Source organism: Halobacillus sp. HZG1 (genome assembly GCF_035818575.1).
Lineage (GTDB): Bacteria > Bacillota > Bacilli > Bacillales > Halobacillaceae > Halobacillus > Halobacillus litoralis.
Genome location: NZ_JAYLVQ010000082.1, coordinates 66,489 through 93,277, shown reverse-complemented (window position 1 = coordinate 93,277; position 26,789 = coordinate 66,489). Strand labels below are relative to the sequence as shown.

Below are 26,789 nucleotides of genomic sequence, written 5' to 3'. Positions count from 1 at the left end.
TTTAAATCTATTTACTTTTCCCGACAATCTTTGAAGGAGAAGATTCCTGCCCATCTTGATTAACAGTCGTCACATAATACTGATGCTCAGAAGCCTCTGCATCCACAAAGGTTTTTCGTTCATGTTTGGATATGCTCGCAACCTTTTGAAAATCTTCTCCGCCTTTACTCTTATACACCCTGTATCCTGCTACGTAATCCTCCCGAACCGCATGCCAGGTTACGAAGGTACCTTGTACCTGGACTTTCGCAGGAGGTGTAATATCCTTTTGATCCATTTCCGGTTCTTTCAATTTAGAATAGACGACCAGCCGATCCTGGTGCCCTCCGCGATCACGAACGAATTCCCCCGTACATGTAATGAGATTCAACCGTTTCTCATTCGTACTTCCAAAGATCTTTTCTATCGGTGAATCTTCCATTGGATAACTTTCCAGCTTTTCCACGATGTAGACTTTTTCGTCTCCTTCTTCGTCCTGAATTTTGATTTCATCACCTTTTTGAAGTTTCTTCAAATCATAAAAAACAGCAGGTCCTGTGCGACTATCGACATGCCCTGCGATGACAGCGTTCCCCCTGCTTCCTGGCTGTGTACCCGGTTCAAACCAGCCGGATGCCTGAGGATCTTCTGGTACCCCCATTTGGCCATTATCAAGGATTCCCACATCCTCGACAGGTGCATCCACTCCAATGGAAGGAATATGAATATGAGAAGGTATAATGCCAGCGTCTGATTGTTCCTTATCTTTCACTACCTTTTCATCATTGAGGTCCTTATTTTTGTTCAATACCGTGAATTCGCCATCTAATATTTCTTTTTTATCATCTGAAGAAGCTTCTTGCACATTTAGACTTTGAGAGACATTCTCCACTCTCACAAGATCAGGGTTCGCCTCTGTTTCAGATCCAAATGTCCACACATTCATCTCATATGAAATCATCCCCATAGCAACCAAACCCACAACTGTAAAATACAGCCTCCATCCAATTTTCATAGTAAGCTCACCTCTATATGATTAAAGGAAGGGAAGAGGTGTCTTCCCCTCCCCGCCTATTATTGTTGATTCACTTTTCTCACATAAATGAAGCTTGCTGAAGCAGCAGCCAAGAGACCGAATGCTACCCATACCCAAGTAGAAAGGCCTTGATCACTCGTACCACCAAATCCAGTATCAGGCATCTCCTCCGGCATCATTTCCTGGTTAAACTGATCCGGCATCTGTTTAACGATGGCATCCCCAAGCGTCTCACCAATTCCGAACATGAATCCATATCCCTCACGGAAAGAAGTGTAAGCTGCCTCATAATCTCCCTCTACGTAGGCGTCAAAGGTTTTCAGGACTTGCTCTTCATGCATCCATACCGCTTCAGTAGCCGCTTCTGTAGGTAGATTACCTTCAGTCGCAGAACCTAAGAAAGCACCAAAGTCTTCAGCGAACATTTGCAAGCTTTCTTCTGCCATTTTTCTAGCTTCTTCATCTTCTTCAAGTGCAGCGGTAACAAGATCAGATTGTGCATTGATGTGGTCTTGCTGCCATACTTGTTCAAACTGCTCGGCACCTTCTTGTCCGTAAATAGACTCAATCGCTGCTTTGAAATCTTGTGTATGCTGATTTTCTGCCCATGTCACAAAATCATAATCCGCCGATTGATTATAACCCTTCTGCATTTCCAATACAGCTAAAGCAAAATGTTCTGAAGCTAGAGCATTCAAATTGGAACGAAGATCAGCTGCAGGTGCATCTGCTTTTGTATTTTCAAATTGATCAGGCATTTGTGTGACAATCGCTGAGGAAAGGGCCTTACTGATGTCAAACATACGTTGGAACCCTTCGCGATAAGTGGCATAGGCTTGCTCATACTCTTCATTCACATAGTGATCGAAGACTTTCACTACATCTTGTTCGTGAGCGGCAAGCACTTCTTTAGCTGCTTCTTCTGAAAGGTTACCTTCCGTTGCCGTTGCTAGAAAGCTGCCGAATTCATTCACGAACTCATCCACTTCCGCCTCTGCCATCTCACGCGCTTCTTGATCATCGTTTTTGGCAGCTTCTACAAAGCCGTCCGAATAATCGTTATGTCCACGGAAAATCTCTTCAAATTTTGCCGCTGCTTCTTCTCCATATACGGAAGCAATCGCAGGGGTCATGTCTTTCGCATTCTGATCGAGCTTTTCCCAAACCTGGTCTGCGTCTTCTGCATCCTCATAAGATTTCATCATGTATGTCGTTGCTAATACAAAGTGCTCGGATAGTAATTGATCCAGACTTGCCCTTAATTCAGAGGCTGGCGTTTTTACCGTTACGCTGTTGTTTGCCATACTAACGGAAGGAACAATAAGAACAAGAGCCATCATCAGTACCAGTACTTTTTTCAAGTGTTTCATTTTTTCCTCTCCTTTTTAACTTTTTATTTGTTTTCAACAAGCTAACGAGAGGAAAATGAAATTGGATCACTATTTTCTACATTTTTTTATATTTATTTGAATGAAGATTGGTAAAAGGGAAAAAAGGCTCGCCCATAACTGAGCGAGCCTTTTTTCCTTTTACTTTCTGGCTTCCCGTTCTTCCGACACTTGGACCACCGGCTCATCCCATGGATGATAAGGGTAAATCCCTTTCTCAATCACCTTTCTTAGTAAGGCTTCATCCCTTGGAATAGAAAATTCAATACGAAGTGAAGTGAGAGTGGTTTCTTCTCCGGCCTCTCCCTTTGTAGGAACTGCCTCTTCACCAGGTACAAACTGCTCCATCCCGTCCTTCGACTGCCACATCACGTTTTTGTAGTTTCCTACCCTCAACTCATCAATGCCGAGAATTCCCTGCACCACTGCGTCCACATATTCAGGAACCACAAAAGTTTTAACACGATATATATCCACTAATTTCATTCCATACAACCTCCTTCATCCTTCTCTAAGAGTAGTATCTTCCACCAAGAAGAACTTACCCTCCTGCGTTAATGAATGGAACTTTTCCTTATTCATAGCCGTATTGAAAAGTATAACTTATAAAGGAGAAAATGAAATGACGACTTTACGCAGAATGTCCGAAGAAGAATTTTTGAATTACAATGATTTTTCCATCGTTGCCTATGCAAAGGAAAAGGTGGCTGCGGGTAATTGGACGGAGGATGAAGCGCTTGAAAAAGCCAGAACCACTCATGCAGAACTGCTTCCTGATGGAAGGGATACGGAAAATCAATTTCTTTATACGATCCTAAGTGAAAAGGGAGAAAATGCAGGTTCCCTTTGGATTTGTAAGCAGTCCTCTGATAAAGCATTCATTTATGATATTCGGATTTCAGATGAACATCAAGGACAGGGACACGGAAAAAATGCTATGAGGCTGGCAGAAGAAGAAGCCAGAAAAATCGGGGTTCAGAAAATCGGCCTGCACGTATTCGGTCATAACACAGTAGCAAGGAAGTTGTACGAGAGCCTCTCTTACAAAACGACCAACGTTAAGATGGAGAAAGACATCCATCCTGGAAACGATGAAGAAAAACCTAAAAGAACCCTTGATTAAAGGGTTCTTTTAGGTTTATTTTGCATTTTCATCGGGTTGATGGAGACCAAAGATATTGCCTTCCGTATCCAAATAATATCCCTGCCACGCCATTCCAGGAAGGGCATATTTAGGCAGAGCGACCTTGCCTCCGTGTTCCATGATTTTAGCTTCACTCGCATCGTAGTCTTCCACTCCGATTGTACAGGCAAAGCCATTCACTGCCTGATTCAATTCTGGAGGTGCACTTTGGCGCTGCATTAAAGCTCCGTTGATCCCAAGCTGATTTTCCGCCCCCGTCACCACTCCGAAGTAAGGCATCCCCGCGTATTCACTCCAGTCTTCGAACTTCCATTCAAAGACCTCTCCATAAAATTTCTTCGCTCGTTCCATGTCATCGACATGAACTTCAAAATGCACAACTCTTCCCATCATCTCCACCCACTTTTCAAAGATTTTGATTAAGCGTAAAAGGCTTCTCGCTTACATATTCGCCTAACAATCATCTACTCCTGCTTATTTAAATGATTAAACGATATGGCAGGATTGCGGAAGACTCAATTTCGAGATGTTTCGAGGGCCGTTATCGTGTTGAGTGCAAGGGGTGGCTGGGAAGCTACTCACTTTCCTGTGGGGGAGTGCCGAGCTCCTTTCTCCCACGGGAGTCTCGCAGCTTCCCAACCACCCCATACATTTGAGGCGAGAAACGAACCCCTTTGTCCAGTATCAGTGTCTTTCATAATTCCTGAATCTCTAATGCTAAAGCGCTCTTTAACAGGATTTATCATTCAGGATAGCGGTTAGAGTATCCATGTTGCTTCACTTTCCATAGGAGTAAGAGCTTCCCATTCCTAGAAGGTTTCGAGATACTTATATGGCAAAGGGGCGGAGGCTCACCGCGCTCCCGCGGAAAGCGAGCTATTCCCCGCAGCTCCATTAACTCAACAAAAGTCTCGAAACAGAGTCTTCCACAATCGGGCGCATATATGTAAGAAGAAAAAGTGATTGATAATAAAAAGCTTGCGGGGAAACGAGGGTTCCCTGCAAGCTCATGGTTTATTTCTTATCTTTTGAAGTATCTTTTTCTTCAATCATTTCAATTTCATCAAGGTAACGAAGTAAATCTCCGTAAACCACAGAATCAGATAAGGCCAGTTCTTCTTCTGCCTGCTTGAAGCCAGGTGCGCAAGCCTCTCCTTCTTCGACGGGTTCACCTGTTTCTCTGTCATAACAGTTTCCATTCACACCAACATACTTTTCATTGGCGAAGTTCCCATCCCGGGTGATCATCATTTCTCGGCGATTTTCACTGAAAAGATCCTGCCCGAATTGAACAGGGTTTTCGTCTTTAACCCCGAGAAGGTTCATAAGTGTCGGACGCAGGTCAATCTGTCCACCAACGGTGTCATTTTCCTGCGGTTCAATGCCTTCTCCTAAAATAAGAAGAGGCACCCGCTGCAATTGGAACTGTTCGTAATCATTGATGTCTTTATCAAGGTACTCTCCCATTGCCTGCTTATGGTTTTCGGAAATACCGAAGTGGTCCCCATAAATGACAAGAACGGTATCATCATAAAGATCGGATTTCTTAAATTCCTCGACGAATTGTTTCAGCGCTTCGTCCTGATAACGGATCGTCTGGAAATAACGGTTTAAAGTTTCACTGGACGTATTACCTTCTTCTACAAACTTCTTCTCTTCAGGCAACGTGAACGGATGGTGGTTGGTCAGCGAAATCATTTTGTTGTAAAACGGCTGTTCCAACTGTTCCATCTTATCTAAAGAGTCACTGAAGAAATACTCATCCAGGTAACCCCATCCATAAGACTTCTCTTCGGTTACGTTGAAATCTTTTTTGGAGAAGTATTCGTCATATCCAAGAGAATCGTACATGACGTTACGGTTCCAGAATGTTTCATCATTGGCGTGCATGGTTGAGGTGAAGTATCCTTTTTCACCCAATACTTCAGGAGTCGCTTGGTATTCGTTTCCTGAGTGAGTGAAGAAAGCTGCTCCCCGGTTCAGTCCATACAATGAATTATCAAGTAAGAATTCAGAGTCAGACGTACGGCCTTGTTTAACCTGGTGATAGAAGTTGCTGAAGTAAGCCCCTTCCTCCTTCAGATCGTTGAAATACGGCGTCAATTCTTTTCCGTTAACCGTATTGTCGACAACAAAGGTCTGCGTACTTTCAAGGGACAACGCAATGACGTTTTTCCCTTCCGCTACTCCTGTCATCTCACTGTTTGGTTTTGTTTTATGTTCATTGATATAGTTCAACACCGGCGATAGTTCGTTACTGTCGGCAAATGTCTTCTTCGCCTCCGTTTGTCCCTGTAGGACAATATCATAAGCGTGGAAGTTGAGAACACCGATATACTTCACGAGCATGTTGCGGTCAAAAGCACGTTCTAATAGTTGCGTACGTTCTGTCGTCGCCCAGCCTAAGTTCACAAGGAACAGAGGAATCGCGATAACCGCCAAAATCAGACCTTCTTTTCGTTTCGGCATGAAACTTTGGAAGCGTTCCGGTTTCAGATAAAAAAGAAGGAACGCGGCAATCAATACATCGACAAACAAGAATACGTCTGTCGCAGATAGAATTTTAGTGATACTTCCTCCCATGCCAGCAAGGTTCGCCGCTTGTCCTAACATCGGAATCGTCAGGAAGTCACTGTATTCTCTGTAGAACAGAACATTTACATATAATAGAAGGGATCCAAAGATATATGTGGCAAGCAGCCCTTTACGACCTGCAAGCATAATCCCTACCCCGAATAAAAGAAAAATACTGCTCAATGGATTAAAAGCCAGAATTGCCGCTTCATTGGCGTTTTCAATATCAAGCGTGAAAATTCCGCCTTGAATGAAGTACATCTTTGCCCAGAAGATCGCCATGACGGCAGCATAAATCATTATTTTCTTTTTAAACGCGGGCTCTTTCATTTTCATTTTGAATTTTGAAAGCATGATCAAACCTCCGTTGATTTAACCTTTATCAAATTTTTCATCCGTTTTTTCATCATTCATTAAGTCTCGTATACTATCATTTTTTCAAATTGTTGTAAATGATGACGAAATCCATCATAACACATGTCTGATAGAAATATACCATTATCATAAAACTGTTAAACTCATTTAAAGAGATGACATAACCGTTACATAGTAGTTAAAATACAGACAAAAAATCCCATCCATAGTTAAGAACTCAGATGGGATTTCCTAATAATTTTTTATAAATGGGTACTACCTCCCCACTAACTAAAAAACTCTCTAACTTTCCCCAGTGTTTTTACATGTTCTGAAAATGATTCGTGAAAAGCCACATGCCCATCAGGACGAATGAGAAGGGTATGCCCTTTCTCCATACCAAGCTTATTACCTAAATGCCTGTGCACGTCATAAATAATCGGAAGCTCATCACCATCCGTCCTCACTGTTCCTCCTTTAGCAACAAGGAAAACCTTGATAAGTTCTCCATACGTTTCTTGTACCTTTTTGGAAAAGCTGTACGATTCATTGATGAAGGATTCATCTTGTGCGTCTATATAAATGAAGCAAATGTATCCATACCTCCGGATTAAAGGATACACACTTTTATCATGGGAACCATCAAAGAATAAATGGTGATCCGGCACCCGTTCTCCCGCACGTATGGCTCCCTTAGACAGAGAAGAGTCTTGCAGAGACTTGTTTTTAGAGGTTTCTTCATATTCGTTGTAAATATTGGAAAGGTGATTGGCAATCTTCTTTTGCACCCAGTCCTGCGTCAATGCCGCTTTGCCCGCCCAATTCCGCATTTTCCCCTGAGCCCCTTGAAGGTCAATGATTTTAAGCATGCGCGAAGTCTCTTTCAGTACATCCAACCCAATGGGAGCGCGTTCGTGATGGTAGCTGTCGAGAAAAGCATCATCCGCATGGCCGTTAAGCACGGCATCCAGCTTCCAGACGATATTTGCTGCATCCTGCAGACCCAGATTCATCCCCTGGCCGCCAATCGGATTATGGATATGTGCCGCATCCCCTACGAAGAAAACGTTCCCCTCCCTGTAGTTCGGCACCTGACGATGGGCGGTCCCGAAGTATGAGAGCCATTTGGGGTTCTCTACTTGGTAAGGTTCTGTTAAAACTGTATCCAAATGCTCCTGCAAATCTTGCAAAGACAAATCATCCTGGTGAGGGAGTCCTTGTTCGGCTCGATTCATTCCAACTACCCGGTAGCTGCCATCTTTATATGGAAAGAAAGCAACCGCACCACGATCATTCAAATGCATGTTAATATAAATTTCATTCAGAGCAGGTACATCAACATCCCCAAGGAAAAAGGTGTATCCTTCATCTTCCCCTTCAAAAGGAACATTCAAGTCCTGACGAACCTTACTATGTGCACCATCGCAAGCGAGAAGGTATTTGGCGACATACCTCTTCAACTCCCCGTTATGTTTCGCAGTGACATACACTCCTTCGTCCGATTCCATGACTTCCACGACTTCATGTTCCCTGTCGGCACTCCCCCCTAATGAGGAAAGGTGGTCTTCTAATATACTCTCGGTCTCACTTTGAGGAATAATAAGCAGGTACGGATATTGACTATCGATATGATAGAGTTCCACCACAGATGGGTTTTCTCCTCCAAGATGCAGCTTGGAACCAGGTCCCGGGTAGCCCTTTTCCAAAAATTCCTGATGAACGCCCAGAAGTTCAAACATTTCAAGCGTCCTCGCCTGAATGCCAAGAGCTTTCGAGAGATCCGATGGACGGGATCGCTTCTCTAAGCAGATATAATCCATGTTCCGTTTTTGCAGCTCATTGGCAGCCATCAGCCCAGCCGGTCCTGCTCCAATAATCAGTACGTCTGTTTCAATCACAGATGTCACCTTTTACACCCCTTTCAATCTTGCTATATAAAAAAAAGGTTTCAGTAGAAAAATAGATCCTCATTTACCTTACCCTTCTCCTTCTTACTCAACCATGTTAAGACACATTCCCAAGCTTATTTGTGCACGAAGCTATTGTTCTTCGGGGCACTTTTTTCAGGGCACGAAATTTTATATTTTCCCACCACCATAAAAAGGCAGCCTGATGGAGATCAGACTGCCTTTAAACACATTTCTATTTATTTTAAAGGGAGCGTATGGCTTCTTTTACCGGTTTCGTCCCACCAACGACTTGAAACTCTTTGCCAATCGTTGACTTATTTTCCAAAGTAGACAAAATTACACGAGCCACATCTTCACGGGGGATTTCGCCTCGTTCTACGGTTTCAGCAGCCTCTACTTGGCCACTTCCCTCATCATTAGTAAGCATACCAGGATGGATGATCGTGTAATCCAAATTCGTTCTTCTCAGCCAATCATCTGCATAGTGTTTCGCAGCGACATAAGGAGCGAATGACGAAGGAGCACCTTGTATGGCTCCACGGGTGGTATCAAACGAACTGATCATGACGTAGCGGTCCACGCCTTTTTGTTTCGCAGCTTCTATCGTTTTTACTGCAGCATCCAGATCGATCAGAACGGTCTTATCAGCTCCCGTATTCGGACCTGAACCAGCTGTGAACACGACGGCATCTACACCATTATAAGCTTCAGCTATTGTGTTTGTATCCTCTTCAAGATCCACTAAGACTGTTTCCGCCCCAAGCTCCTTGAAATAAGAAGCTTGTTCTTCTTTACGGATCATGGCTTTCGCTTCCATTCCATCCGTTTCTTGAATAAATTGGACGAGATGTTTCCCTACTTGACCATTTGCACCTACCACAAGTACTTTCATTTTCTTCATCCTTTCTATGCCTCTTGATGGAGTAATTCTTAGTCCTACCTTAAATGTTACCCAAATGGACAGAAAGAAAACCGACAATGCTTACACAATCATGCGTGAATGACGTCTCCCTCTATCTTTTCAGAACCACAACTAAGAGACTATTTTAGTTCAAGAAAGGTTACAGGTGGCTGGAACGGGTATGGACCTACTAACGGAAAATTAAAGGAGGATCATCATTATGAATCGAAGAATCATAGGCGGTGTTTTTTCAAAAGTAGGACAAGCAGAAAAAGCGATTACGGATTTACAGCATCATGGATATGGCTCAAACGACATCTCTGTTTTTGCAAGAGACAAAAGCAAAGTCAATGTGCTGGAAGAAGAAATGGATACATCGGTCACATCTAATCACAGCGGCCGGGGTAAAAAAGCTGGAAAAGGCGCAGGTCTAGGGGCATTATCTGGCGGTGCCTTAGGTGGTATTGGTGGACTCATTGCAGGATTAGGTCTCCTTGCCATCCCTGGAATCGGACAAATTGCTGCCGCAGGACCCATTGCTGCCGCTCTTACAGGAGCAGGTGTAGGCGCTGGCGGTGGTGGAATCGTAGGTGCTCTTGTCGGAGCAGGTATGTCTGAGAAAGATGCGCATCAGTACGAAAACCATTTGAAAGATGGAAAAATCATCGTCATCGTTGAAGCGACGGAAAAATTGCAGGATAAAGTTTACCGGACGTTCCTCTCCAACAAAACAGAAAACTCGTCCATGTACCCGAACGACTACCAGAACCATGACCACTCCACTCGGCATGATTCTGTTACAGGAGACTATGATCACTCTAAACGCCAGGATTCCATTTCGGGTGAGGATGAACACTCTACCACTCATGATTCGGTCTCAAGAGAACATGACCATCGAAGTAAAACAGATGTCGTGAAAGAAAAATCATATGCCAGTCATTCAGCTGACCATTCTACCCCTTCTTCAAACGAAACACGTTCCCGAACGGAGGAAAGACACCGCTCCACCAAACACAAATAATCCGCAATTGAGTTTTTTGGCATTAAAATTTTTGAACCTTTTCCTCCTATATGTCCGTATAATCAAGGGAAGGAGGAGATCCGCATGTTCAAGAAATTATTAGCAAGTGTTGGCGTAGGTGCTGCCAAGGTGGATACACAATTAGAAAAAGACCAATTCATTCCAGGGGAAACGGTCCATGGGAAAGTGGTCATCCAGGGAGGAGACGTCGAGCAATCCATCGACTCCATCCATATCTTCCTCATGACCGAGGCCATCCGTGAAGTGGATGATAAGAAAGTGAAAGAAAAAGTGGCTTTACAGAAGTACCCAATCGCCGGTCAGGAGACCATTAAAGAAGGGGAAACGAAAGAAATCCCATTCTCTCTTCAGCTGCCTTACCATGTCCCTGCTTCACACGGAAGACTTCCGATCTGGTTCGAAACAGGGCTCGACATCCCGATGGCACTTGATCCGGAGGACCGGGATCCTATTAAAATTGCCCCGCATCCATACATTAACCAAGTACTGCAGGCGTTAGAAAACCATTTAGGTTTTCATTTAAGAAAAGTGGAAATGGAATACTCCAAACGTTTTGGATACGTCCAGGAATTTGAATTCGCCCCTGGTGGAGAATACCGTTCTTATTTGGATGAACTGGAAGCCATCTTCTTCCTGCATGAGAACCGCATCGATGTCATGCTTGAAGTTGACCGACGTGCACGTGGTCTCGGTGGGTTGTTTGCAGAAGCTCTGGAAATGGACGAAAGCCGCGCGAAAGTAACGTTCACCGACCAGGAACTGAATGGTTCACTGGAAAGCGTTGCCCGTAAGTTGCAGCAGACCATTGATCAATATAAAAAATAAGAACAGCGGATCCTCACCAACCTTCAGCGAGGATCCGCTTTTTCTCGTTCAATCTATTATGGTGGAACACCAGATTATGATTGTTCACTTTCAGGATGGTATGTTTTTGTCCGGAGAATGAGGACAGTAAAGAAGAGACCACCAAAGATAAAACCTGCTCTCAACAACGGATGAGAGGTGATATAGAAAGCTGAAAATAAGAAGGAAAACCAAATCATGATGAGCAGTGATACCTTTGCACGAACAGGAATCCCACGGCCGGCTTTATAGTTTTTGATATAAGACCCGAACCATTTATTCGACATCAGCCAGTTGTACAGACGGTCTGAACTCCGCACATAACAAGCTCCCGTCAACAGTAAAAAGGGGGTCGTTGGAACAAGGGGAAGCACAATCCCCAACACGCCCAGTACAAGGGATATACTTCCAATCACGATTAATAGAACTCTTACCATTTGTTTCATAGACGATCTCCTCAATGCATCATTACGCCTTTGCTCTTCCACAGATCCAGACAGCAAAAGCTTTCTCTCCTCCTCAGCTTACTCCAGATTCTCCTCATCGTTCAACCGATGACATTCCATTTATCCTAACTGGGATGTTTTATGAAAAATTCCCAAGGGTAAACACCTTCTGTTTGTCCGCATTTCACATAAATGAACTCTATCAAATGATCCTAACAGAAGGAGGACTTACAATGGTCGTATCTGGAAAAGTCCATTATAAACATCATCAGATTGATTTTGAAGTCAGGATGAACCATGAAGACATAAAAGAAGGCGAAATTGCCTCTGAGGAAGCAAAGCATGCATTGATCCATGCCATCAACCGGAAATTCCGAGTGAAATATCCTCTCTCCAGCACGATCGATCCCGTCCATGTCCGTCAACTTTAACATTCCCCTTCCTAAAAAAAGAGGCCGAACCACAGAATGGTTGGACCTCTTTTTTTAACCTCTATATTTGATTGTTAATCCTTTTAAGAAATTCCTGGCATACTGATCACCGAACTGTCGATAATTCTTATGCCCTTCTTTCCTTAATAAACCGCTGAGTTCCCCTTTGGTGATTCTCACATCCGCTGCCTCCAGGATCTCAATAACATCCTCATTCGTCAGCTTCAGGGCAATTTTCACTTTTTTCAGCATGACATTATTCACACTGGAATAATTCTTAATTGAACGATCCGGTTTATTCGGCTGACCAGGCTTAGACGGCTGCGGCCCCCGCTCGAATGTAATGAATCCGTTTAAAAAGGACTCCAGCATGCTGTTGGTGCACTTGATGTGATCTTCATCTTCATAAACTTCATCATCTTCGGCATCATAACTATCTTCTGACTTGGTGAGAACCTTTTGAACTTCTTCTTTCGTAAGATCCACGCCACCAAGCCTGAATATTTCAATCATGTCTTGATCTTTGATATCAAGGGCGTATCGTAAGCGGATCAGTATATCATTATTATCCATTGAAAAGAGCCTCCTATCCTATTTCCTCTGTACACTGAATTCAGTTCAGTGATGCGATTAAGGTCTAATCATAACATGTTCAAGTACTTGATAGTTTAACCGAACAGGAAAAGTTTAAGCAAGGATAGAAAGGACCTGGCGGGTTCGTGCTTCATCAATTAACCTCACTTAGCCCATCCATCCAGGATTAAATATTATAGGAGGGAATGACTTTCTCATAAATAAAGACGGCTTCGCACGGTTCCTCTTGTTTCCTAACAGGAAAATCATAATAACTCTTGGATTTGACTAGCAAAATGCTCCCCATCTACTAATCTCTTTCCGCCCCCTTGAACGAAATTCGGTTTACCTCCGCCTTTTCCTTCAATGAGTGTCATCGCCTGTTTAGCGACCTCGTTCATATTCCGATCGATGTCTGCTCCGCGCGCAAGAACAAACTGCAGCTGGTCTTCCTGCTCACTGATGAGAATCAAATAAGCGGAGGGAGCTTCTTCTACAATCATTTTACCCAGAGACTGAAGCATCTTGATCGGACGATTACTGAATACGCGCCGGATCACTGACTGTTCTTTGGACGCTGATAGGATTTCCTGTGCTTCATAGTAAAGGAGTTGTTCCTCCAACTCAGCAATTTTCTTATCCTTTTCCTTGCTTGCCTTGATCAGCTCACCTACTTCATCGACAAGCTTTTGTTCCGGCTTCGGAACGATTCGCTTCATTTCCGACAGCACGTGATGCTTCTGACCAAGCTTTTGCAAAACCCGATGACCACACACGAATTCCAAGCGGACCTGGTTTTTATTTTTGGTCCAGCCTAAAAACTTGGCAGCCATGACCTCGCCGGTTGAATGAGGATGCGTACCGCCACAGCCGTTGTAATCCACCTCCGGGATGATGACAAGACGCACATCTCCTTGAACAGCAAGCTTTTTGCGAAGTGGATATTCTACAGCTTCCTCAACAGACAACCATTTCGTTTCAATCGGATCGTTTGAACGAATGATTTGATTTACCTGACCCTCTGCATTTTCCAACATTTCATCAGTCAGTTTCTCCGTATCTAAATCAATCGTCACCGTATCTTTGCCTAAATGAAAGCTTGTGGTCGGGATATTGAACTGATCGTCGAAGACAGCTGAAATGATATGCTGGCCACTATGCTGCTGCATGTGGTCGAGTCGGCGCTCACGATTGATCTTCCCATGTACCCCTTCTTTGTTAGCAATCTCTTCTTTTATGTAATGACGCACTTCGCCATCCACTTCTTCGACATTGAATACCGCCACACCATTCAATGTCCCTTCGTCGTTTGGCTGGCCGCCGCCTGTCGGATAAAACGCGGTTTCTTCGAGAACAACGTACAAACCACGTTCATCTTCATCTGTTCTGGTCACCTTTGAGTCAAAATTCATCATATAGACATCTTCATAGTACAGCTTTCGCGTCATTAGGCGTTCCTCCTCTTCATACTTAAGGGTATCGTAACACGCATAGGAGATCGATTCCTCTATTCCATCCCCTATATAGAAAAAGAAAAGGCCAGCGCCTGAAACGCTTGCCCACTTTCTCTTTTATATTGACAACCTTCCTGACAACTCATACATGCCTTCATCAATCTGAGCGGTTTTAGAAAAGATGTCATCAAATGCATAGCTCACAGGCGTATGGTTTTCCAGACCGACGACTCTGCCTGATTTCTCTGCAAGAAGCAGTTCCACCGCATGAGCGCCTAATCGACTCGCCAACACCCGGTCTCTTGCGGTAGGAGCACCACCCCGCTGGGTGTGGCCTAATACCGTAACACGTGATTCAATCCCTGCTTCTTCTTTTAACTTTTTATTGAGATCGATTCCACTCACACCACTACCCTCGGCTACAATAATGATGCTGTATCTTTTATCTCGTGAAGGTCCCTCTTTAATTTGATTCACAATGGTCTCTAAGTCTTCTTTTTTTTCAGGTACTAAAATGTTCTCAGCACCTCCGGCAAGGCCTGACCATAAAGCGAGATTTCCTGTGTCTTTTCCCATCACTTCAATAATCGATGATTTTTCATGGGAAGACGCCGTATCGCGAATGCGATCAATATAATCAATGATTGTATTTAGTCCTGTATCAAAACCGACAGCCTCAGTCACGCCCGGGATGTCGTTATCAATGGTGGCAGGTACTCCCATACATGGAAAGTTCTTTTTTTGTAAAGCAGCAGCAACCGCTAAGGCTTCCTTACCGCCAATTACAACTAAGGAATCGATTCCTTGTTTTTGTAAGTTCTTAATGGCTTTCTCCTGACCTGCATCCGTGTGAATTTCATCACATGTGTAGGCTTGCAGGATCGTGCCTCCACGTTGAATAATAGAGCCCACGGAGGATGCATCCATTATCTCGAGGTTGTCATTAAACAGACCTTTAAAACCATACTTGATTCCAACCATTTCAACGCCTTCATAGATTCCTGACCTTACGACTGATCGTATGGCTGCATTCATTCCCGGAGCATCTGCCCCGCTCGTCAACACACCGATTCTATCCATCTTCATCACTCACTTTCCTACGAATCAACACTATATATTCTATACCCTTCCAATGTCTGCCACAAGTAGACCTCCTTCACCAGGAAGAGATGCCCCCACGTTTTCAGGAGAGTACCAACACGTCCAGCCATAGAATAACCTTATCCCAAACCGTTCATAATGAAACTAATGACAGGTAAAGGAGGGATTAGGAATGAAATCGAAGGCCCAAGTTTCCAAAGAAAAAAGAAGTACCTTAACAAAAACACAAGAAGTTAGATTCCAGAAAGAATTCAAACGAGCAAATAAAATAGTAGAAAACACAAGAATGAAGTAATGGTGCTTCAGATCCCCTTTCTGTCATAAGAAAAACACCGGGTATGGTCAAATGTGCGCCATGCCCGGTGTTTCATTATGTTTAGAGAGTAACTCTCCATTTTTATCTATATTGTTTTCTCCTCACCCACATCGTTGCTGCCCATTTTTCTCCACTGGTGACTGGTGATCCGCCATGGAGCGTGCGCTCATTGATTTCAGGGTCGGAATAAAAATATTCGAAGTAGATGCCCATGCCTTTTTGAGGAGAAACAGCTAAATTCATATGTGGGAAGTACGTTTCCCCACCCTCTTCGACATCGTTCAAATAAAGAACAAGCGTACTGATCCTCGGATTGTTCTTCGCCTGGACCTTCGATTTGAAATAATCATAATGGGCTTTATATTCCTGGCCTTGTTTATAATTCAAGATGTGAAGTCCTTCTCCATGTTCAACGGGTACATTCATGATGTGCGCCAACCGCTTCTCAATTCGGGTAGTGATATCATCCTCCGGCAGAAATGTGCTGCTGCTTGTACGGATGTCACTCACTTCATGACGCGAGCCGATTTTTGAGCGGTTCATCCGATTTTGAGAAAGACGGATAAGCTCATCACATTCAGCATCACTGATGACGTTTCCTAAAATAGCAATCTTAGGGTCTTCCATTTTGGCAATAATCGCAATCTCACGGTCTTCCGTCATAATCCTGTTTCCCTTGTGGTCAAAAATGGAAGCTTCTTTCACTGTTAATGTCAACTTTTCATCAACCTCTTCTTATTTTTATAAGACGTTTTCAAAGAAACGTATATCCAGGAAGAAGATTGGATATTAGAAATATATTACCACCTTTTTATGATTTATTCTTTAAGTTTTTATGAAAATTACAAAATTGTTCACAAATGATAAAAGTTTACTATTTTTGTTTGTCTGACCCCCATATGATGGCTGATTCTATAAAAAAACACTACCTCTTTCACATTGGAAAGAAGTAGTGTTTCCCGCTCCCCTATATGAATAAGGAGATGGGTAAGGCACTACTGCATCTTTTTACTTTGTTGAAGAAGTTTGGATTCTCCTGTCCTTTCCCATTCCTCTACTGTTTCATAGGCTTTTTCAGGAGTATATCCCTTCCCTACAAGCAATCCCATCAAAATAAATTCTTGAAGGATATGGGTAGCATTGATTCCTCTTTTCACATCTTCCAACCCTTCATTCACCAAAAATTCCGTGTACCTCACCCATTCGTCCGGGGTCTTTCCATAGACAACGGTACTCCCATTCCCTTCACTGTTTTCTCCCTCCGCTGCCATGGCATCTGCCTTGGTCGCATGAACCGTCCCGAATGGATGATTGGGTGGAGCGTATATCGAATAAAGTTTCAGTGGCGTATTCCCTGTATTGGTTACATTATGCCATGTTCCAGCAGGGACGATGATGGCGTCATCATCATAGACGTTTCTTTCAAAACTTAGATTGTTTTTACGGTCGCCCATTTGCGCCATTCCCTGCCCCTGTTCAATACGCAGGAACTGATCGACATTTGGATGCACTTCCAACCCAATATCTCCGCCCGGGGGAATACTCATTAAAGTTACCTGTAAGTTTGATCCCGACCATAAAGCCGTCCGGTAGTTTTGGTTTTGCTTCGTTGCTTCATTGATATTGATGACGAATGGATTAGAGCCATAATCTGTTAGCATCACCCGGTCATAATAGCCATATGGTTGGTTAGGTGCAGACCAATATCCTGCAGAATTCCTGTAACCATAACCTGGCTGGTTTAAGTAATATGGATGCGTATAGGGTCCAACATACATTTTCTCAAATCCCTTCCCATATGTTGTTTTATCCTATGTATGGAATACGTGGAGTGTCCTTGAAGCACGTTTTTGGCATAAAACAACATTTTTCTGATCCACACGGACACCCCTCCAGAGAAATAAGACAATCTGATTGTTTTCATAAAAAAAAGCCTGCCTCTTTGTGTGATTGCGTACACACCTGGAGAGGCAAGCAGGACTACATATGTCTACCTTTTTTCTGCGGCTTTCTTATTAAAGTCGAACTTAATCTTATAGTCTTCATCCAATGTCAAAGCGGTACTGAACGGTTTCTTTCCTTTAAATCCTTTTAAGACCTTCGTCCGTTTTTTCTCGCACAGGGTTTTGATCATATTGGCTGTCAGCGTTTTTCCGGCTAATCTTTTCGGAAAACTCACCTTGCAGCCTTTTTTATATTCAGAACATGCGTAAAATTTGTACCGGTCCATAATCGAACCTGTCTGACATGCCGGGCATTTGGCGATTGGTGTATTCCATTTTTTCTTTTCCCCCGTATTCCGGATCTGAACCTGTTGAATGGAATCAGGAGTCTCCTGGATCAGCTTTTCAATAAACTGACTCGTCTGTTTGATGAACGTTTGCTTCGATCCTTCTCCGCTGCCGATTTTCTTCAAATACGATTCCCACTTCGCAGTCATGGACGGGCTCGATAACAGCGTCCCTTCGATAACTTCACACAGTGTGATGCCTTTAGCCGTGACGTAGACGTTGTTCTTCTTCACTTCAATGTATTTTTGTGCTTTGATCGTTTCAATGATGCTTGAGCGGGTCGCTTCGGTTCCGAGACCTTCGACTTCCTTCAGGATTTCCACGTCTTCCTCGTCATCCATGAGCTTTCCACACGTTTTCATCATGTTGATCAGCTGACCTTCGGTGTAAGGTTTCGGAGGCTGTGTCATGCTTTCTTTTATATGAAGGCGCGCACCCACCTCTTCTCCTTTTTGAACATTCGGAAGCAGCGCATCTTTTTCCTGTTTGGCTTTGGATGGCTTAGGAAAAAGCTCTTTCCAACCCTGGTGCACTTCTCTCCGCCCTGTTGATTTAAAAGGAAGCTCATGAACGTGTGTGAAAATCGTCGTCTCTTCATAGACGTGATCATTATGGAACATCGCAAGTGTCGTCGCGAGCACCTCTGTATAGATGTTGCGTTCCTCACGGCTCAGCCCATTCAGTTTCTTTTCCGTCGGAATGGACTTTGTCGGGATGATGGCATAGTGCTCCTGAACCTTCTTGCTGTCCACATACCGCTTCCTCGGTTTTAAAGAGATCGGGGTGAAAGAAGCGTTCATCGTATCCTGATAGGCCTTCAGGTTGTTTACTAAATAGGAGAACTCGCTTTCGGTAATGTAATTACAGTCGGTCCTCGGATAGGAGACAAGCTTTTTCTCATAGAGCTTTTGCATCGTCTTCAACACTTGCGAGGGTGTGTACTTCCAGCGTCTGTTCGCAACACTCTGCAACGTGGATAGCGAATGCAGTTTCGGTGATTTTTGATGTTTTGTCTTTTTGTCTACACGCTGGATTAACCCCTGGTGGTCGGTCTTTTCCTTCAAGCCATGCTTGTCCATAAGCTCCTGGACCTTGGCTTTATCCTTTTCCTTGATCTCAGCGAGACCCTTATAGGAACCTGCGTCTGATTGAAAAAGTCCCTCGATTTGGTAGAAAGGCTCAGATACAAAGTTCTCTATCTCCTTGTGCCTCTGGTAAATCAAGTAGACGGTTGGCGATTGCACTCGACCGATCGTTAAGTAGCTTCCGAACCCTTTCTTCTGCAAATGCAGAGTGAATAGACGGCTCGCGTTGATCCCTACCATCCAATCACTGATCTGACGTGCTTTCGCTTCATCAAACATACGTAAATCTTTTTCATTGTTTCGTAGATTGCTAAATCCTTTACGCACTTCGTCCTTCTCAAGAGAGTTGATCCAGAGGCGTCGAACCGGCTTCCCTTTCACCCCTGTTAAACGAAGGATACTATAGAAAATATTCGACCCTTCCCGGTCGACATCGGCCGCATTTACAAGGACGTCGGCCTGCTGGAACAGACGCTTGACCTCTTTAAACTGCTCCCACTTCCCTTTGGATACTTTTTCAAGAAATCGGTCAGGAACAATCGGCAGCTGATCAAGCTTCCATCGCTTCCACTCCGGCTTATAGTCGTGCGGTTCTTTCAATTCCACCAGATGACCAACGCCCCACGTGATCGTCGCCCCGTTCGGGAAAATATCATCCGGTTTGAGTACAATATACGTTTTCGTTTTTTCCTGTATTGTAAAAGCCTCTGCATATGCTTTTGCCTGAGAGGGTTTTTCGGCTAAGATGACCACTCGCGTCATGGTCTCCCACTCCCTTCATTGAACCCCAAGAGTACTATGGGATGAACTGTAAATCAAGGATTGGTGTCGTTCTTTTATACTTGGTAGTAGGGTGCGGGACCTTTGGGGCGGGGTGCTCTCCGTTTGGCGCGGCTCGCTCTCCTTTGGCGCGACTCGCTATTCCTTTGGCGCGACTCCCCCTCTTATTGGATTAGCACTCTAATAGGAACCTTGCTTTTTTAGTAGAACCACTTTTCCCCTTACAATAAGCGCTCAATAATCGATACACCACATGTCTTGAACCTACCTTTAAAAAATCTCTAGCTTCTTTATTGCTAATTGTTTTGGCAACAAGCACAGCATATTCTTTCAAGGCTTGTTCATGAGCAAGAAAAGAGTGATGAGAACAACCTGAACATACCCATTTCATTTTTGTTCTTTTCATTGAATACTTTCCACATGTCGGGCACCTGACTCCTTTGATCAAATCCGAATAACTCAAGTTGAAACGTTTCATGTAATCCGGCACATGATCCTGGTGGGATTCTGTCAGCGCTTGGCCAATTCGTAACAGCTCTTCCTTCTTGAATCTCTTCCCCTGATGCATATCCTTTTTCTTTTCCAACGCATCCACGAGAGAGGAAGCGCGTATGACTTTTTCATAGATCCGAGAGTCTGAGGAGTCAAATTCGAGTGTACATCGACGATTCGTGAATACCACCAGGAAGTCGATGGGGATACGAATCCTTAGCTGCCGCCATAACCATTCATCTAATAAACGCTTCTGCCGTTCCGCCTGCTCTACAGGATCCTGAAACCCTTCCGTGTCGCGACGCATTTCCTTTTTTTCACGATGGATAGAGATCTGACCGATCATATTTTTTGCTTCAAGAATCAGAAGGAAGGAAGGGAACAAGATAACCGTGTCGATTTGAAAAAAGTGGTGCCTGTCATGCAGCCGCAGGTTGTGAAGGATGTGATGAGGGCCTTTCAAATAATCGAGGTGAAAATCAAGGGACTGTTCGCCATTCCAGCCGGCTTTCATTGCCGAGAGGGTCTCTTCTACTTGGGGGACAGCGGGGTGATGAGGCTTGAGACGGTGCTTTAGTATTTCCAAATGGACAATATCAGGAGGGATGATGCGGGGTTTTATGATCATAAGTGTACTCCTTTCCCCTCTATTAAAGTCGAACGCCCCTTTTTTGTCCAGAAAAAAGAGACCAGCCCAGTGGTGGACTGATCTCTATAAGTCTTCTATTTAAAAATCAACATCCTGCCCATAATAAGCGGCGACAAAGAGTTTCTTCATTTCTTCTACGGATGTTTCACGCGGGTTCGTTCCTGTACACGGATCTTCTACGGCGTTTTCAGCCATTGTATCGACATGTTCTTTGAATAATTCTTCGGAGACACCAAATTCCTGCAGTGTATTCGGTACATCCATTTCACGATTCAACTCGCGGACCCATTCAATGAGAGCATCGACGAGTTCCTGATCATTCTGCCCTTCCAAACCGATTCTTTTTGCTAGGGCAGCAAAACGATCTTCGACAACACTTCTGTTGAACTGGATGACATAAGGGAGATAGATCGCATTGGCACAGCCGTGCGGTACTCCAAAGGTCGGGCCACTCTTATGCGCCAGGCTGTGTACATTGCCTAATACCGCATTGGAGAAGGCCATACCAGCCATCGCCTGAGCATAATGGACTTTTTCACGACTTTCTTTATCTCCTTTATAGGAGGAAAGAAGGTGTTCTTTCAATATTTCAGCCGCTTCTTTTGCAAGCGCATCTGTAAATGTCGTGCGTGGTTTCGCTACATACGCTTCAATGCTGTGGGTGACCGCATCCATACCACTGTATGCTGTCACACGTTTCGGCATGGATTCAACCATGACAGGGTCGATGATGGCGAAATCGGGTGTCAGTTCAAAGCTGGCTAACGGATATTTCACGCCTGTTTCTGAATCGGTGATGACAGACAGGTTGGAGATCTCGGATGCTGTCCCACTTGTCGTAGGAATACCGATGAATCTCGCCTTGGAACGAAGTTCAGGCAGCTCAAACGGTTTGGTCGCATCTTCAAAACTGAGGTTCGGATGTTCATAGAACAACCAGAAGGCTTTAGCTGCATCCATCGGGGAGCCGCCGCCGATTCCAATGATCCAATCAGGTTCAAAACTCATCACCGTATCCAGATGTTCTTGCACAAGATTTGTGGAAGGCTCTTCTTTTATTCCTTCAATAAGCTTGGTTTCTATATTCGCTTCTGCTAGATTTTTTTCAATCGTTTCCAGGTTCCCGTTTTCTTTGACGGAACCTCCACCAATCACAAGTAAGGCTTTCTTTCCTTCTACAGATTTCAATATATCAAGAGCATTTTCACTAAAATAAATATCGCGTGGAATTGTAAAACGGTTCATGAAATCTCCTCCTACTTTTTGGTTACATTCGGGAATATTGCCGCTTTCCTTTTTCATCAAACCATTCAGTAGTTTTCAACATTGAATTCAGTCCATTTGTAACCCCTTATTTAGTGAGAAAGCACTAGTAAACTATATGTTTATACTCCAGGGCCCATTTGCGGAACTCCTATCCGATCCAGGGATCCTGCCGGGCAGGATTTAAGCCAATGTATTTGGCTTATGATAAGATATGTAAGGTTAACACTTTGATCTAAGAATGGAGCATCCTTATGGTACAAATCGCAAAACGAGGATACACCTTATTTATCAGCTTGTATGTCCTCATGCATTTTGTCGTTTATTTTATAGGTGGAGACATGCTTTCCACCACTCTTTCCTTATTCGGTTTAGCGGCCTTTGTACTGGGTTACTTCTTCCTGCCGGTGAAACAGGCAGCGATTTCCCTTTTGCTGCTCATCATTGCCTTAATTGTTCATATTTCTGCCGGGACCTCACTTATTGAAGGGACCGTATCCGGATTTACCGTGATGAGCGGACTGATCGCGCTCTTACTGATCGTCCCTACCATCAGCTGGGTACTGGAGGAAAAGCCTTATATCGAATCGGTCATCAATTTCGCTCAAAACCTCCTGAATACAAGTCGGAAGTTCTATTTCGGAATGATGGTGATCACTCAGATCATTTCCTACTTTTTATTATTCGGTTCCATCCCGATGGTCTACAGCATGATCAACGACTTTTTGAGCAATCAAAAAGGAGAGGTCTGGGAGAATTATAAGGGAACGGCCCTGTTACGTGCGTTTTCCTTAACGACGATGTGGGTTGTCAGCATTCCAAGCTTTATTTTTGCCGTCGATGCCCTTGGAGCATCCTTAGGCTTATCCATCTTACAGGGTTTCTTCATCTCATTTGCTGGAATCTTGTTGTCTGTCTTATTCTCTTATTATCAAGAACGCCACTATGGCGTGGATCTAACAGCAGGCATCCAGGAACAGCTTAAGAAGATTGCCGACCAAAAGAAACAAGATACGAAAGGAAACCGTGATGCTCTGGAATTCGGCTTTCTTTTCGTGACGTTATTCGGGTCGATCTTTCTGCTTAATGCGCTTTGGGAGGTACAGCTTCTGCTCATTATCCCTATCGTAATCGTGGCCTGGGTCATTCTCTACTTCCTCATTCGTAAGAGAAGCAGCGCGATTACCGAGAACGGAAAAATCTATGTAGCTAAAAGCATTCCCAACAAAGCTCAGCAGTTTTCAATTTTATTAGCCGCCGGGTTTCTGATCAACGCGGTGAATCAGTCGGGATATGGCGAGTACATCATCGATGGTCTCTTTTACGTAACGGACGCCGTACCGTTCCTGAACTTCTTATGGGTTCTTCCTTTTGTTGTGATTATCCTTGGATTCATTGGGCTTGGTCCGTTGACGGTCATCGTCCTCGTCTCAGGAATTCTGCAGGGCGTCGATCTTCCCTATCCACCGGAAATCGTGGTACTTGGAATTACATCAGGCAGCGTTATTTCCATTATGTTATCACCGTTGATTTTACCATCGATCATTTTGAGTTCTGTGAACAACTTGAGCATCATTAAGAACGGATTGATGTTCAACTATAAATACGCCCTGGCCTTTTATGTCATGGTGCAGATCTACCTTCAGCTTTTTGTGCTGTTTTTCTTATAAAAAAATAAACGGAAACTTATGACGGGCCTTTTCCACGGCCCGTCTTTTTTCATGATCTCTTTGTTTAGATATGTTTATTCTAGAAAGAGAAATGACAGACCGCATTGGTGAATAGGATTTAAGAGAATATGCTTAGCATTTTGTAGAAACAGGAGGGACACCATGAATACGAATGAAAGCTATATTGAAGTGGAACCGGGGATTGAACTATTCGTTCAGGAAGCCGGTACAGGAGACCCCCTTGTATTCATTCCGGGTTTTACGTTCACGACGGAAGTCTTCTCCGAGCAGGTGAAACATTTTTCAAAAACGCACCGAACCATTGTGATTGATCCCAGAAGCCATGGCCGATCCACGATGACCGTCCATGGAAATGATTACGTCACACACGGGACGGATCTACAAAAAGTGCTGAAGGAATTGAAGGTTGAGAATCCAACGCTTATCGGCTGGTCCTTCGGCTGTTTGACCGTATGGGAGTACTTTCGCCAGTTTGGAACCGATGGGATCAAGTCTGTCATGATGATCGATATGCCGCCGAAATCTTTATCATTGAAAGAAGACGAAGACTGGGTGGAGGGTCCACTTGATGACCTGGCTGCCGCCTATACGAACTTCCTCCGACACCCCAGAGGACAGCGCGAATTCATTTCGGCTTATGCCACCGGTGTAATGGTCCAACGAGAACTGACCAAAGAAGAATTGAATTGGATGGTAGAGCAGTCTTTGAAAACCCCCTACTATATCGCGGCCAACTTATTCTCTTCCGGTCTCTTTTCGGATTATCGCAAAGAAGCGGAAGAAAGCAGTGCATCCATTCCGACGCTTTTCGTTGTTGCCGAACATTGGGGAGAGACAGCGACCGTTTACCTTAACAAGTTGACGCCTTCCGCTTCGGTGAAGACTCTGGGAGGACACCTCATGTTTTGGGAGCACCATGGGAAGTTCAACCAGATGGTCGAAGAATTTTTGAGTGAGTCTCATTAATTTTTTAAGGCTTTCTACCTGGGGTTCCCAACACCACTCTTTATGAGGAGGGCCCTTTTGAAAAGGCTTGATCCAGACAAACTTTTCGTTGAGTATAGACCTGGGGTAACAAAAAACGCTCCCCTGTTAGGACGTAAGTACACACTGACCCACTCCGACATAACGGCAGAGCTATTTCTTACGCTGGGATTGACGTATGCCTATGACAAGATCACTCAGATGAGAGATGAAGTGCTTGCGGAATGGAGGATAGAAAATGGTCGTCCCTATCTCTATGTCTACGTTTATGTGGATGGACAATATGGATCTGACCAATCCGCTGTTCGAAATGCCATCTTCAGACGTGAACTACCCTTAGCCCTTGAAGCTATCAGGTATGGGGACCGGTATTTTTTTGAAGCCTATCCCGAATTGGATCATGCTCCCATTTTCATTCGTTTTGATTCCACAGATCCCCGATACAATCGCTATGAGTACTGGGGTTCCCCGAAGGATTATAAGTAGACTCTACAGGATGTCACCTGCCCAAGTCACAGATATACAGAAAAAGGTTCATCCACTGCTTTGGATGAACCTTTTTCTTGTGAAGACAGCCAGTATCGTGTATTCAGATCCTGGTTATTTTTTCAGCACTAACTTTGCCACGGATTCCACATGATATGTCTGTGGAAACATATCCACGGGCTGAATGCCTTCCACTTCATAGCCATTCTTTACTAAATATTTCATATCCCGCGCCTGTGTTTCCGGGTTACAGGACACATAAACCACTCGCTTCGGCTTAAGCTTCACAACGCTTGATAAGAAGGCTTCGTCACTACCACTTCTCGGCGGGTCCATAATTACGACGTCTGCTTTCTCCCCGCGCGCAGCCATATCGACCATGAATTCACCAGCATCCCCTTGGTAGAAGCGTGCATTGGTCACGCCATTGCGCTTCGAATTACGGATGGCATCCCGGACCGCATCCTTGTTCACCTCTACTCCAATGACTTTGCCAGCTTTGCGGCTTGCCACAAGACCGATCGTACCAATTCCGCAGTACGCATCAATCACGGTTTCGTTTCCAGTCAGATCGGCCATTTCAATCGCTTTTCCATAAAGCTTCTCCGTCTGAACAGGATTGATTTGGTAAAAGGACTTTGCTGAAATTTCAAATTCCAGCCCGCACAACGTATCTGTAATCGTTCCCTTGCCGAACAGCACTTTCTCCTGTTCGCCCAAAACAACACTTGTATCCCGTTTGTTCACATTCAACAGCATGGTCGTTATATCAGGGTGAGCTTTTCTTAAAGCTTTAACGAAGTTGTTTTTCCCCTTGAACTCAGAGGAGGCAGCAACGAGTACCACCATAACCTCTCCGCTGACTTTACCTACTTTGATCAACACATGCCGTAAGAAGCCACGTCCAGTGTCTTCGTTGTACGGCTGCATTTTCGAATTCCTCATGTAATCCTTGATGGTATCTATGATTTCGTCCGCTTTCGGATCATGAATGAGACATCGATCCATTGGAATGATTTCATGCGTGTGCTGCGCATACAGACCGCCAATGACCTGACGCTTGTGATTCAAACCGAATGTATTATGATTCTTGTTGCGGTAATCATAGGGGTGGTCCATCGTGTAAATAGGATCCGGTTTTCCAAACGGTTTCATCAATTGATCGATGGTTTCCTGCTTGAAACGGGCCTGGGCATCGTTACTCATATGCTGAAGCTGGCATCCTCCGCATTCGTAATAATATGGACAAGGTGGGTCGACTCGTTCTTCTGCAGAAGTGATGACATTCTTCACCTCTGCGTCCAAAAACTTCCCTTTTTGAACGATGTTCACCTCAGCCTTTTCACCTGGTAACAGCAAAGGGACTTCCAACTGTTTTCCCTTCCACTCGGCAAGCCCCTTCCCTTCATCAGTGAGACCTGTGCACGTGACCTGTGCGGTTATAGGTTTCTGCCCCCGTGCAGGTTTACCCTTAGAAGGTCTATTCGGTGAAGAGATCTGTTTCCCGGTCGGCCTGCCCACCTTTTTCGGTTTCTTATTCAGCTTTTTATTTCCTTGATGCTTTCGTTTACTCATA

Annotated in this window: 25 protein-coding genes; 8 read left to right on the top strand and 17 right to left on the bottom strand. The window is 44.2% G+C overall.

Annotated elements, in window-relative coordinates:
- Positions 1-7 precede the first annotated feature (7 nt).
- From VKA52_RS17660 to VKA52_RS17650, 3 genes are all read right to left on the bottom strand, one after another.
- Positions 8-994 carry a class F sortase gene (locus tag VKA52_RS17660; protein WP_326316645.1) on the bottom strand — a complete coding sequence of 329 codons (987 nt, stop codon included), beginning with the start codon at positions 992-994 and terminating at the stop codon, positions 8-10.
- Positions 995-1,053: 59 nt separating this feature from the next.
- Positions 1,054-2,385: a copper amine oxidase gene (locus tag VKA52_RS17655; protein ID WP_326316644.1), complete on the bottom strand. Its 1,332-nt coding sequence runs from the start codon at positions 2,383-2,385 to the stop codon at positions 1,054-1,056.
- Between the two features lie 159 nt (positions 2,386-2,544).
- Positions 2,545-2,889 (bottom strand): hypothetical protein, encoded by a 345-nt coding sequence (locus VKA52_RS17650; RefSeq protein WP_326316643.1) that lies wholly within the window; start codon positions 2,887-2,889, stop codon positions 2,545-2,547.
- A 136-nt stretch (positions 2,890-3,025) separates the two neighbouring features.
- On the opposite strand from VKA52_RS17650, the gene VKA52_RS17645 reads away from it, so the two are divergent.
- On the top strand, positions 3,026-3,526 hold the full coding sequence (locus tag VKA52_RS17645) for a GNAT family N-acetyltransferase (RefSeq protein WP_326316642.1): 501 nt from the start codon (positions 3,026-3,028) through the stop codon (positions 3,524-3,526).
- A gap of 15 nt (positions 3,527-3,541) precedes the next feature.
- On the opposite strand, the gene VKA52_RS17640 is transcribed toward VKA52_RS17645, so the two are convergent.
- From VKA52_RS17640 to VKA52_RS17625, 4 genes are all read right to left on the bottom strand, one after another.
- Entirely contained in the window at positions 3,542-3,937 is a 396-nt protein-coding gene (locus tag VKA52_RS17640; protein WP_326316641.1) for a VOC family protein, read from the bottom strand.
- A gap of 624 nt (positions 3,938-4,561) precedes the next feature.
- Entirely contained in the window at positions 4,562-6,475 is a 1,914-nt protein-coding gene (locus tag VKA52_RS17635) for an LTA synthase family protein (protein ID WP_326316640.1), read from the bottom strand.
- 287 nt (positions 6,476-6,762) lie between these two features.
- Positions 6,763-8,382 (bottom strand): FAD-dependent monooxygenase, encoded by a 1,620-nt coding sequence (locus VKA52_RS17630; RefSeq protein ID WP_326316639.1) that lies wholly within the window; start codon positions 8,380-8,382, stop codon positions 6,763-6,765.
- A gap of 244 nt (positions 8,383-8,626) precedes the next feature.
- On the bottom strand, positions 8,627-9,277 hold the full coding sequence (locus tag VKA52_RS17625) for an SDR family oxidoreductase (protein WP_326316665.1): 651 nt from the start codon (positions 9,275-9,277) through the stop codon (positions 8,627-8,629).
- A 229-nt stretch (positions 9,278-9,506) separates the two neighbouring features.
- Between VKA52_RS17625 and VKA52_RS17620 the strand changes: the two genes are divergently transcribed.
- Positions 9,507-10,307, top strand: a complete 801-nt coding sequence (locus VKA52_RS17620) for a low temperature-induced protein (RefSeq protein ID WP_326316638.1) — start codon at positions 9,507-9,509, stop codon at positions 10,305-10,307.
- An 84-nt stretch (positions 10,308-10,391) separates the two neighbouring features.
- The gene (locus VKA52_RS17615; protein WP_206946891.1) at positions 10,392-11,153 is read left to right on the top strand and encodes a sporulation protein; all 762 of its coding nucleotides are present in this window, start codon (positions 10,392-10,394) and stop codon (positions 11,151-11,153) included.
- Positions 11,154-11,227: 74 nt separating this feature from the next.
- Here VKA52_RS17615 and VKA52_RS17610 read toward each other — a convergent pair whose 3' ends face one another.
- Positions 11,228-11,617: a YbaN family protein gene (locus tag VKA52_RS17610; protein WP_206946889.1), complete on the bottom strand. Its 390-nt coding sequence runs from the start codon at positions 11,615-11,617 to the stop codon at positions 11,228-11,230.
- A gap of 233 nt (positions 11,618-11,850) precedes the next feature.
- Here VKA52_RS17610 and VKA52_RS17605 point away from each other — a divergent pair, with 233 nt between their 5' ends.
- Positions 11,851-12,048 carry a hypothetical protein gene (locus VKA52_RS17605; protein ID WP_160915936.1) on the top strand — a complete coding sequence of 66 codons (198 nt, stop codon included), beginning with the start codon at positions 11,851-11,853 and terminating at the stop codon, positions 12,046-12,048.
- Between the two features lie 54 nt (positions 12,049-12,102).
- Here VKA52_RS17605 and VKA52_RS17600 read toward each other — a convergent pair whose 3' ends face one another.
- From VKA52_RS17600 to VKA52_RS17590, 3 genes are all read right to left on the bottom strand, one after another.
- The gene (locus VKA52_RS17600) at positions 12,103-12,621 is read right to left on the bottom strand and encodes a DUF1456 family protein (protein WP_326316637.1); all 519 of its coding nucleotides are present in this window, start codon (positions 12,619-12,621) and stop codon (positions 12,103-12,105) included.
- A 266-nt stretch (positions 12,622-12,887) separates the two neighbouring features.
- Positions 12,888-14,069 (bottom strand): alanyl-tRNA editing protein, encoded by a 1,182-nt coding sequence (locus VKA52_RS17595; protein WP_326316636.1) that lies wholly within the window; start codon positions 14,067-14,069, stop codon positions 12,888-12,890.
- Between the two features lie 123 nt (positions 14,070-14,192).
- Positions 14,193-15,155, bottom strand: coding sequence for an ATP-dependent 6-phosphofructokinase (locus VKA52_RS17590; protein ID WP_326316664.1), 963 nt, complete (start codon positions 15,153-15,155; stop codon positions 14,193-14,195).
- Between the two features lie 193 nt (positions 15,156-15,348).
- On the opposite strand from VKA52_RS17590, the gene VKA52_RS17585 reads away from it, so the two are divergent.
- Entirely contained in the window at positions 15,349-15,471 is a 123-nt protein-coding gene (locus VKA52_RS17585; RefSeq protein ID WP_160915927.1) for a YfhE family protein, read from the top strand.
- 102 nt (positions 15,472-15,573) lie between these two features.
- Here VKA52_RS17585 and VKA52_RS17580 read toward each other — a convergent pair whose 3' ends face one another.
- From VKA52_RS17580 to VKA52_RS17560, 5 genes are all read right to left on the bottom strand, one after another.
- Positions 15,574-16,155 (bottom strand): 2OG-Fe(II) oxygenase, encoded by a 582-nt coding sequence (locus VKA52_RS17580; protein WP_326316663.1) that lies wholly within the window; start codon positions 16,153-16,155, stop codon positions 15,574-15,576.
- Positions 16,156-16,487: 332 nt separating this feature from the next.
- Positions 16,488-17,270, bottom strand: a complete 783-nt coding sequence (locus VKA52_RS17575) for a cupin domain-containing protein (RefSeq protein WP_326316635.1) — start codon at positions 17,268-17,270, stop codon at positions 16,488-16,490.
- Between the two features lie 212 nt (positions 17,271-17,482).
- On the bottom strand, positions 17,483-19,630 hold the full coding sequence (locus VKA52_RS17570; RefSeq protein ID WP_326316634.1) for a type IA DNA topoisomerase: 2,148 nt from the start codon (positions 19,628-19,630) through the stop codon (positions 17,483-17,485).
- 190 nt (positions 19,631-19,820) lie between these two features.
- Positions 19,821-20,768 (bottom strand): nuclease-related domain-containing protein, encoded by a 948-nt coding sequence (locus tag VKA52_RS17565; protein WP_326316633.1) that lies wholly within the window; start codon positions 20,766-20,768, stop codon positions 19,821-19,823.
- A 99-nt stretch (positions 20,769-20,867) separates the two neighbouring features.
- Positions 20,868-22,034, bottom strand: coding sequence for an iron-containing alcohol dehydrogenase (locus VKA52_RS17560; RefSeq protein ID WP_326316632.1), 1,167 nt, complete (start codon positions 22,032-22,034; stop codon positions 20,868-20,870).
- Positions 22,035-22,306: 272 nt separating this feature from the next.
- On the opposite strand from VKA52_RS17560, the gene VKA52_RS17555 reads away from it, so the two are divergent.
- The 3 genes from VKA52_RS17555 (at position 22,307) to VKA52_RS17545 (ending at position 25,213) form a co-directional block, all read left to right on the top strand.
- On the top strand, positions 22,307-23,722 hold the full coding sequence (locus VKA52_RS17555) for a hypothetical protein (RefSeq protein WP_326316631.1): 1,416 nt from the start codon (positions 22,307-22,309) through the stop codon (positions 23,720-23,722).
- 162 nt (positions 23,723-23,884) lie between these two features.
- Entirely contained in the window at positions 23,885-24,709 is an 825-nt protein-coding gene (locus VKA52_RS17550) for an alpha/beta fold hydrolase (protein ID WP_326316630.1), read from the top strand.
- A gap of 57 nt (positions 24,710-24,766) precedes the next feature.
- The gene (locus VKA52_RS17545) at positions 24,767-25,213 is read left to right on the top strand and encodes a staygreen family protein (RefSeq protein WP_326316629.1); all 447 of its coding nucleotides are present in this window, start codon (positions 24,767-24,769) and stop codon (positions 25,211-25,213) included.
- Positions 25,214-25,327: 114 nt separating this feature from the next.
- Here the strand turns inward: VKA52_RS17545 and rlmD are convergent, their stop codons facing one another.
- On the bottom strand, positions 25,328-26,788 hold the full coding sequence (gene rlmD / locus VKA52_RS17540) for a 23S rRNA (uracil(1939)-C(5))-methyltransferase RlmD (protein WP_326316628.1): 1,461 nt from the start codon (positions 26,786-26,788) through the stop codon (positions 25,328-25,330).
- Between the last annotated feature and the right edge of the window lies 1 nt (position 26,789).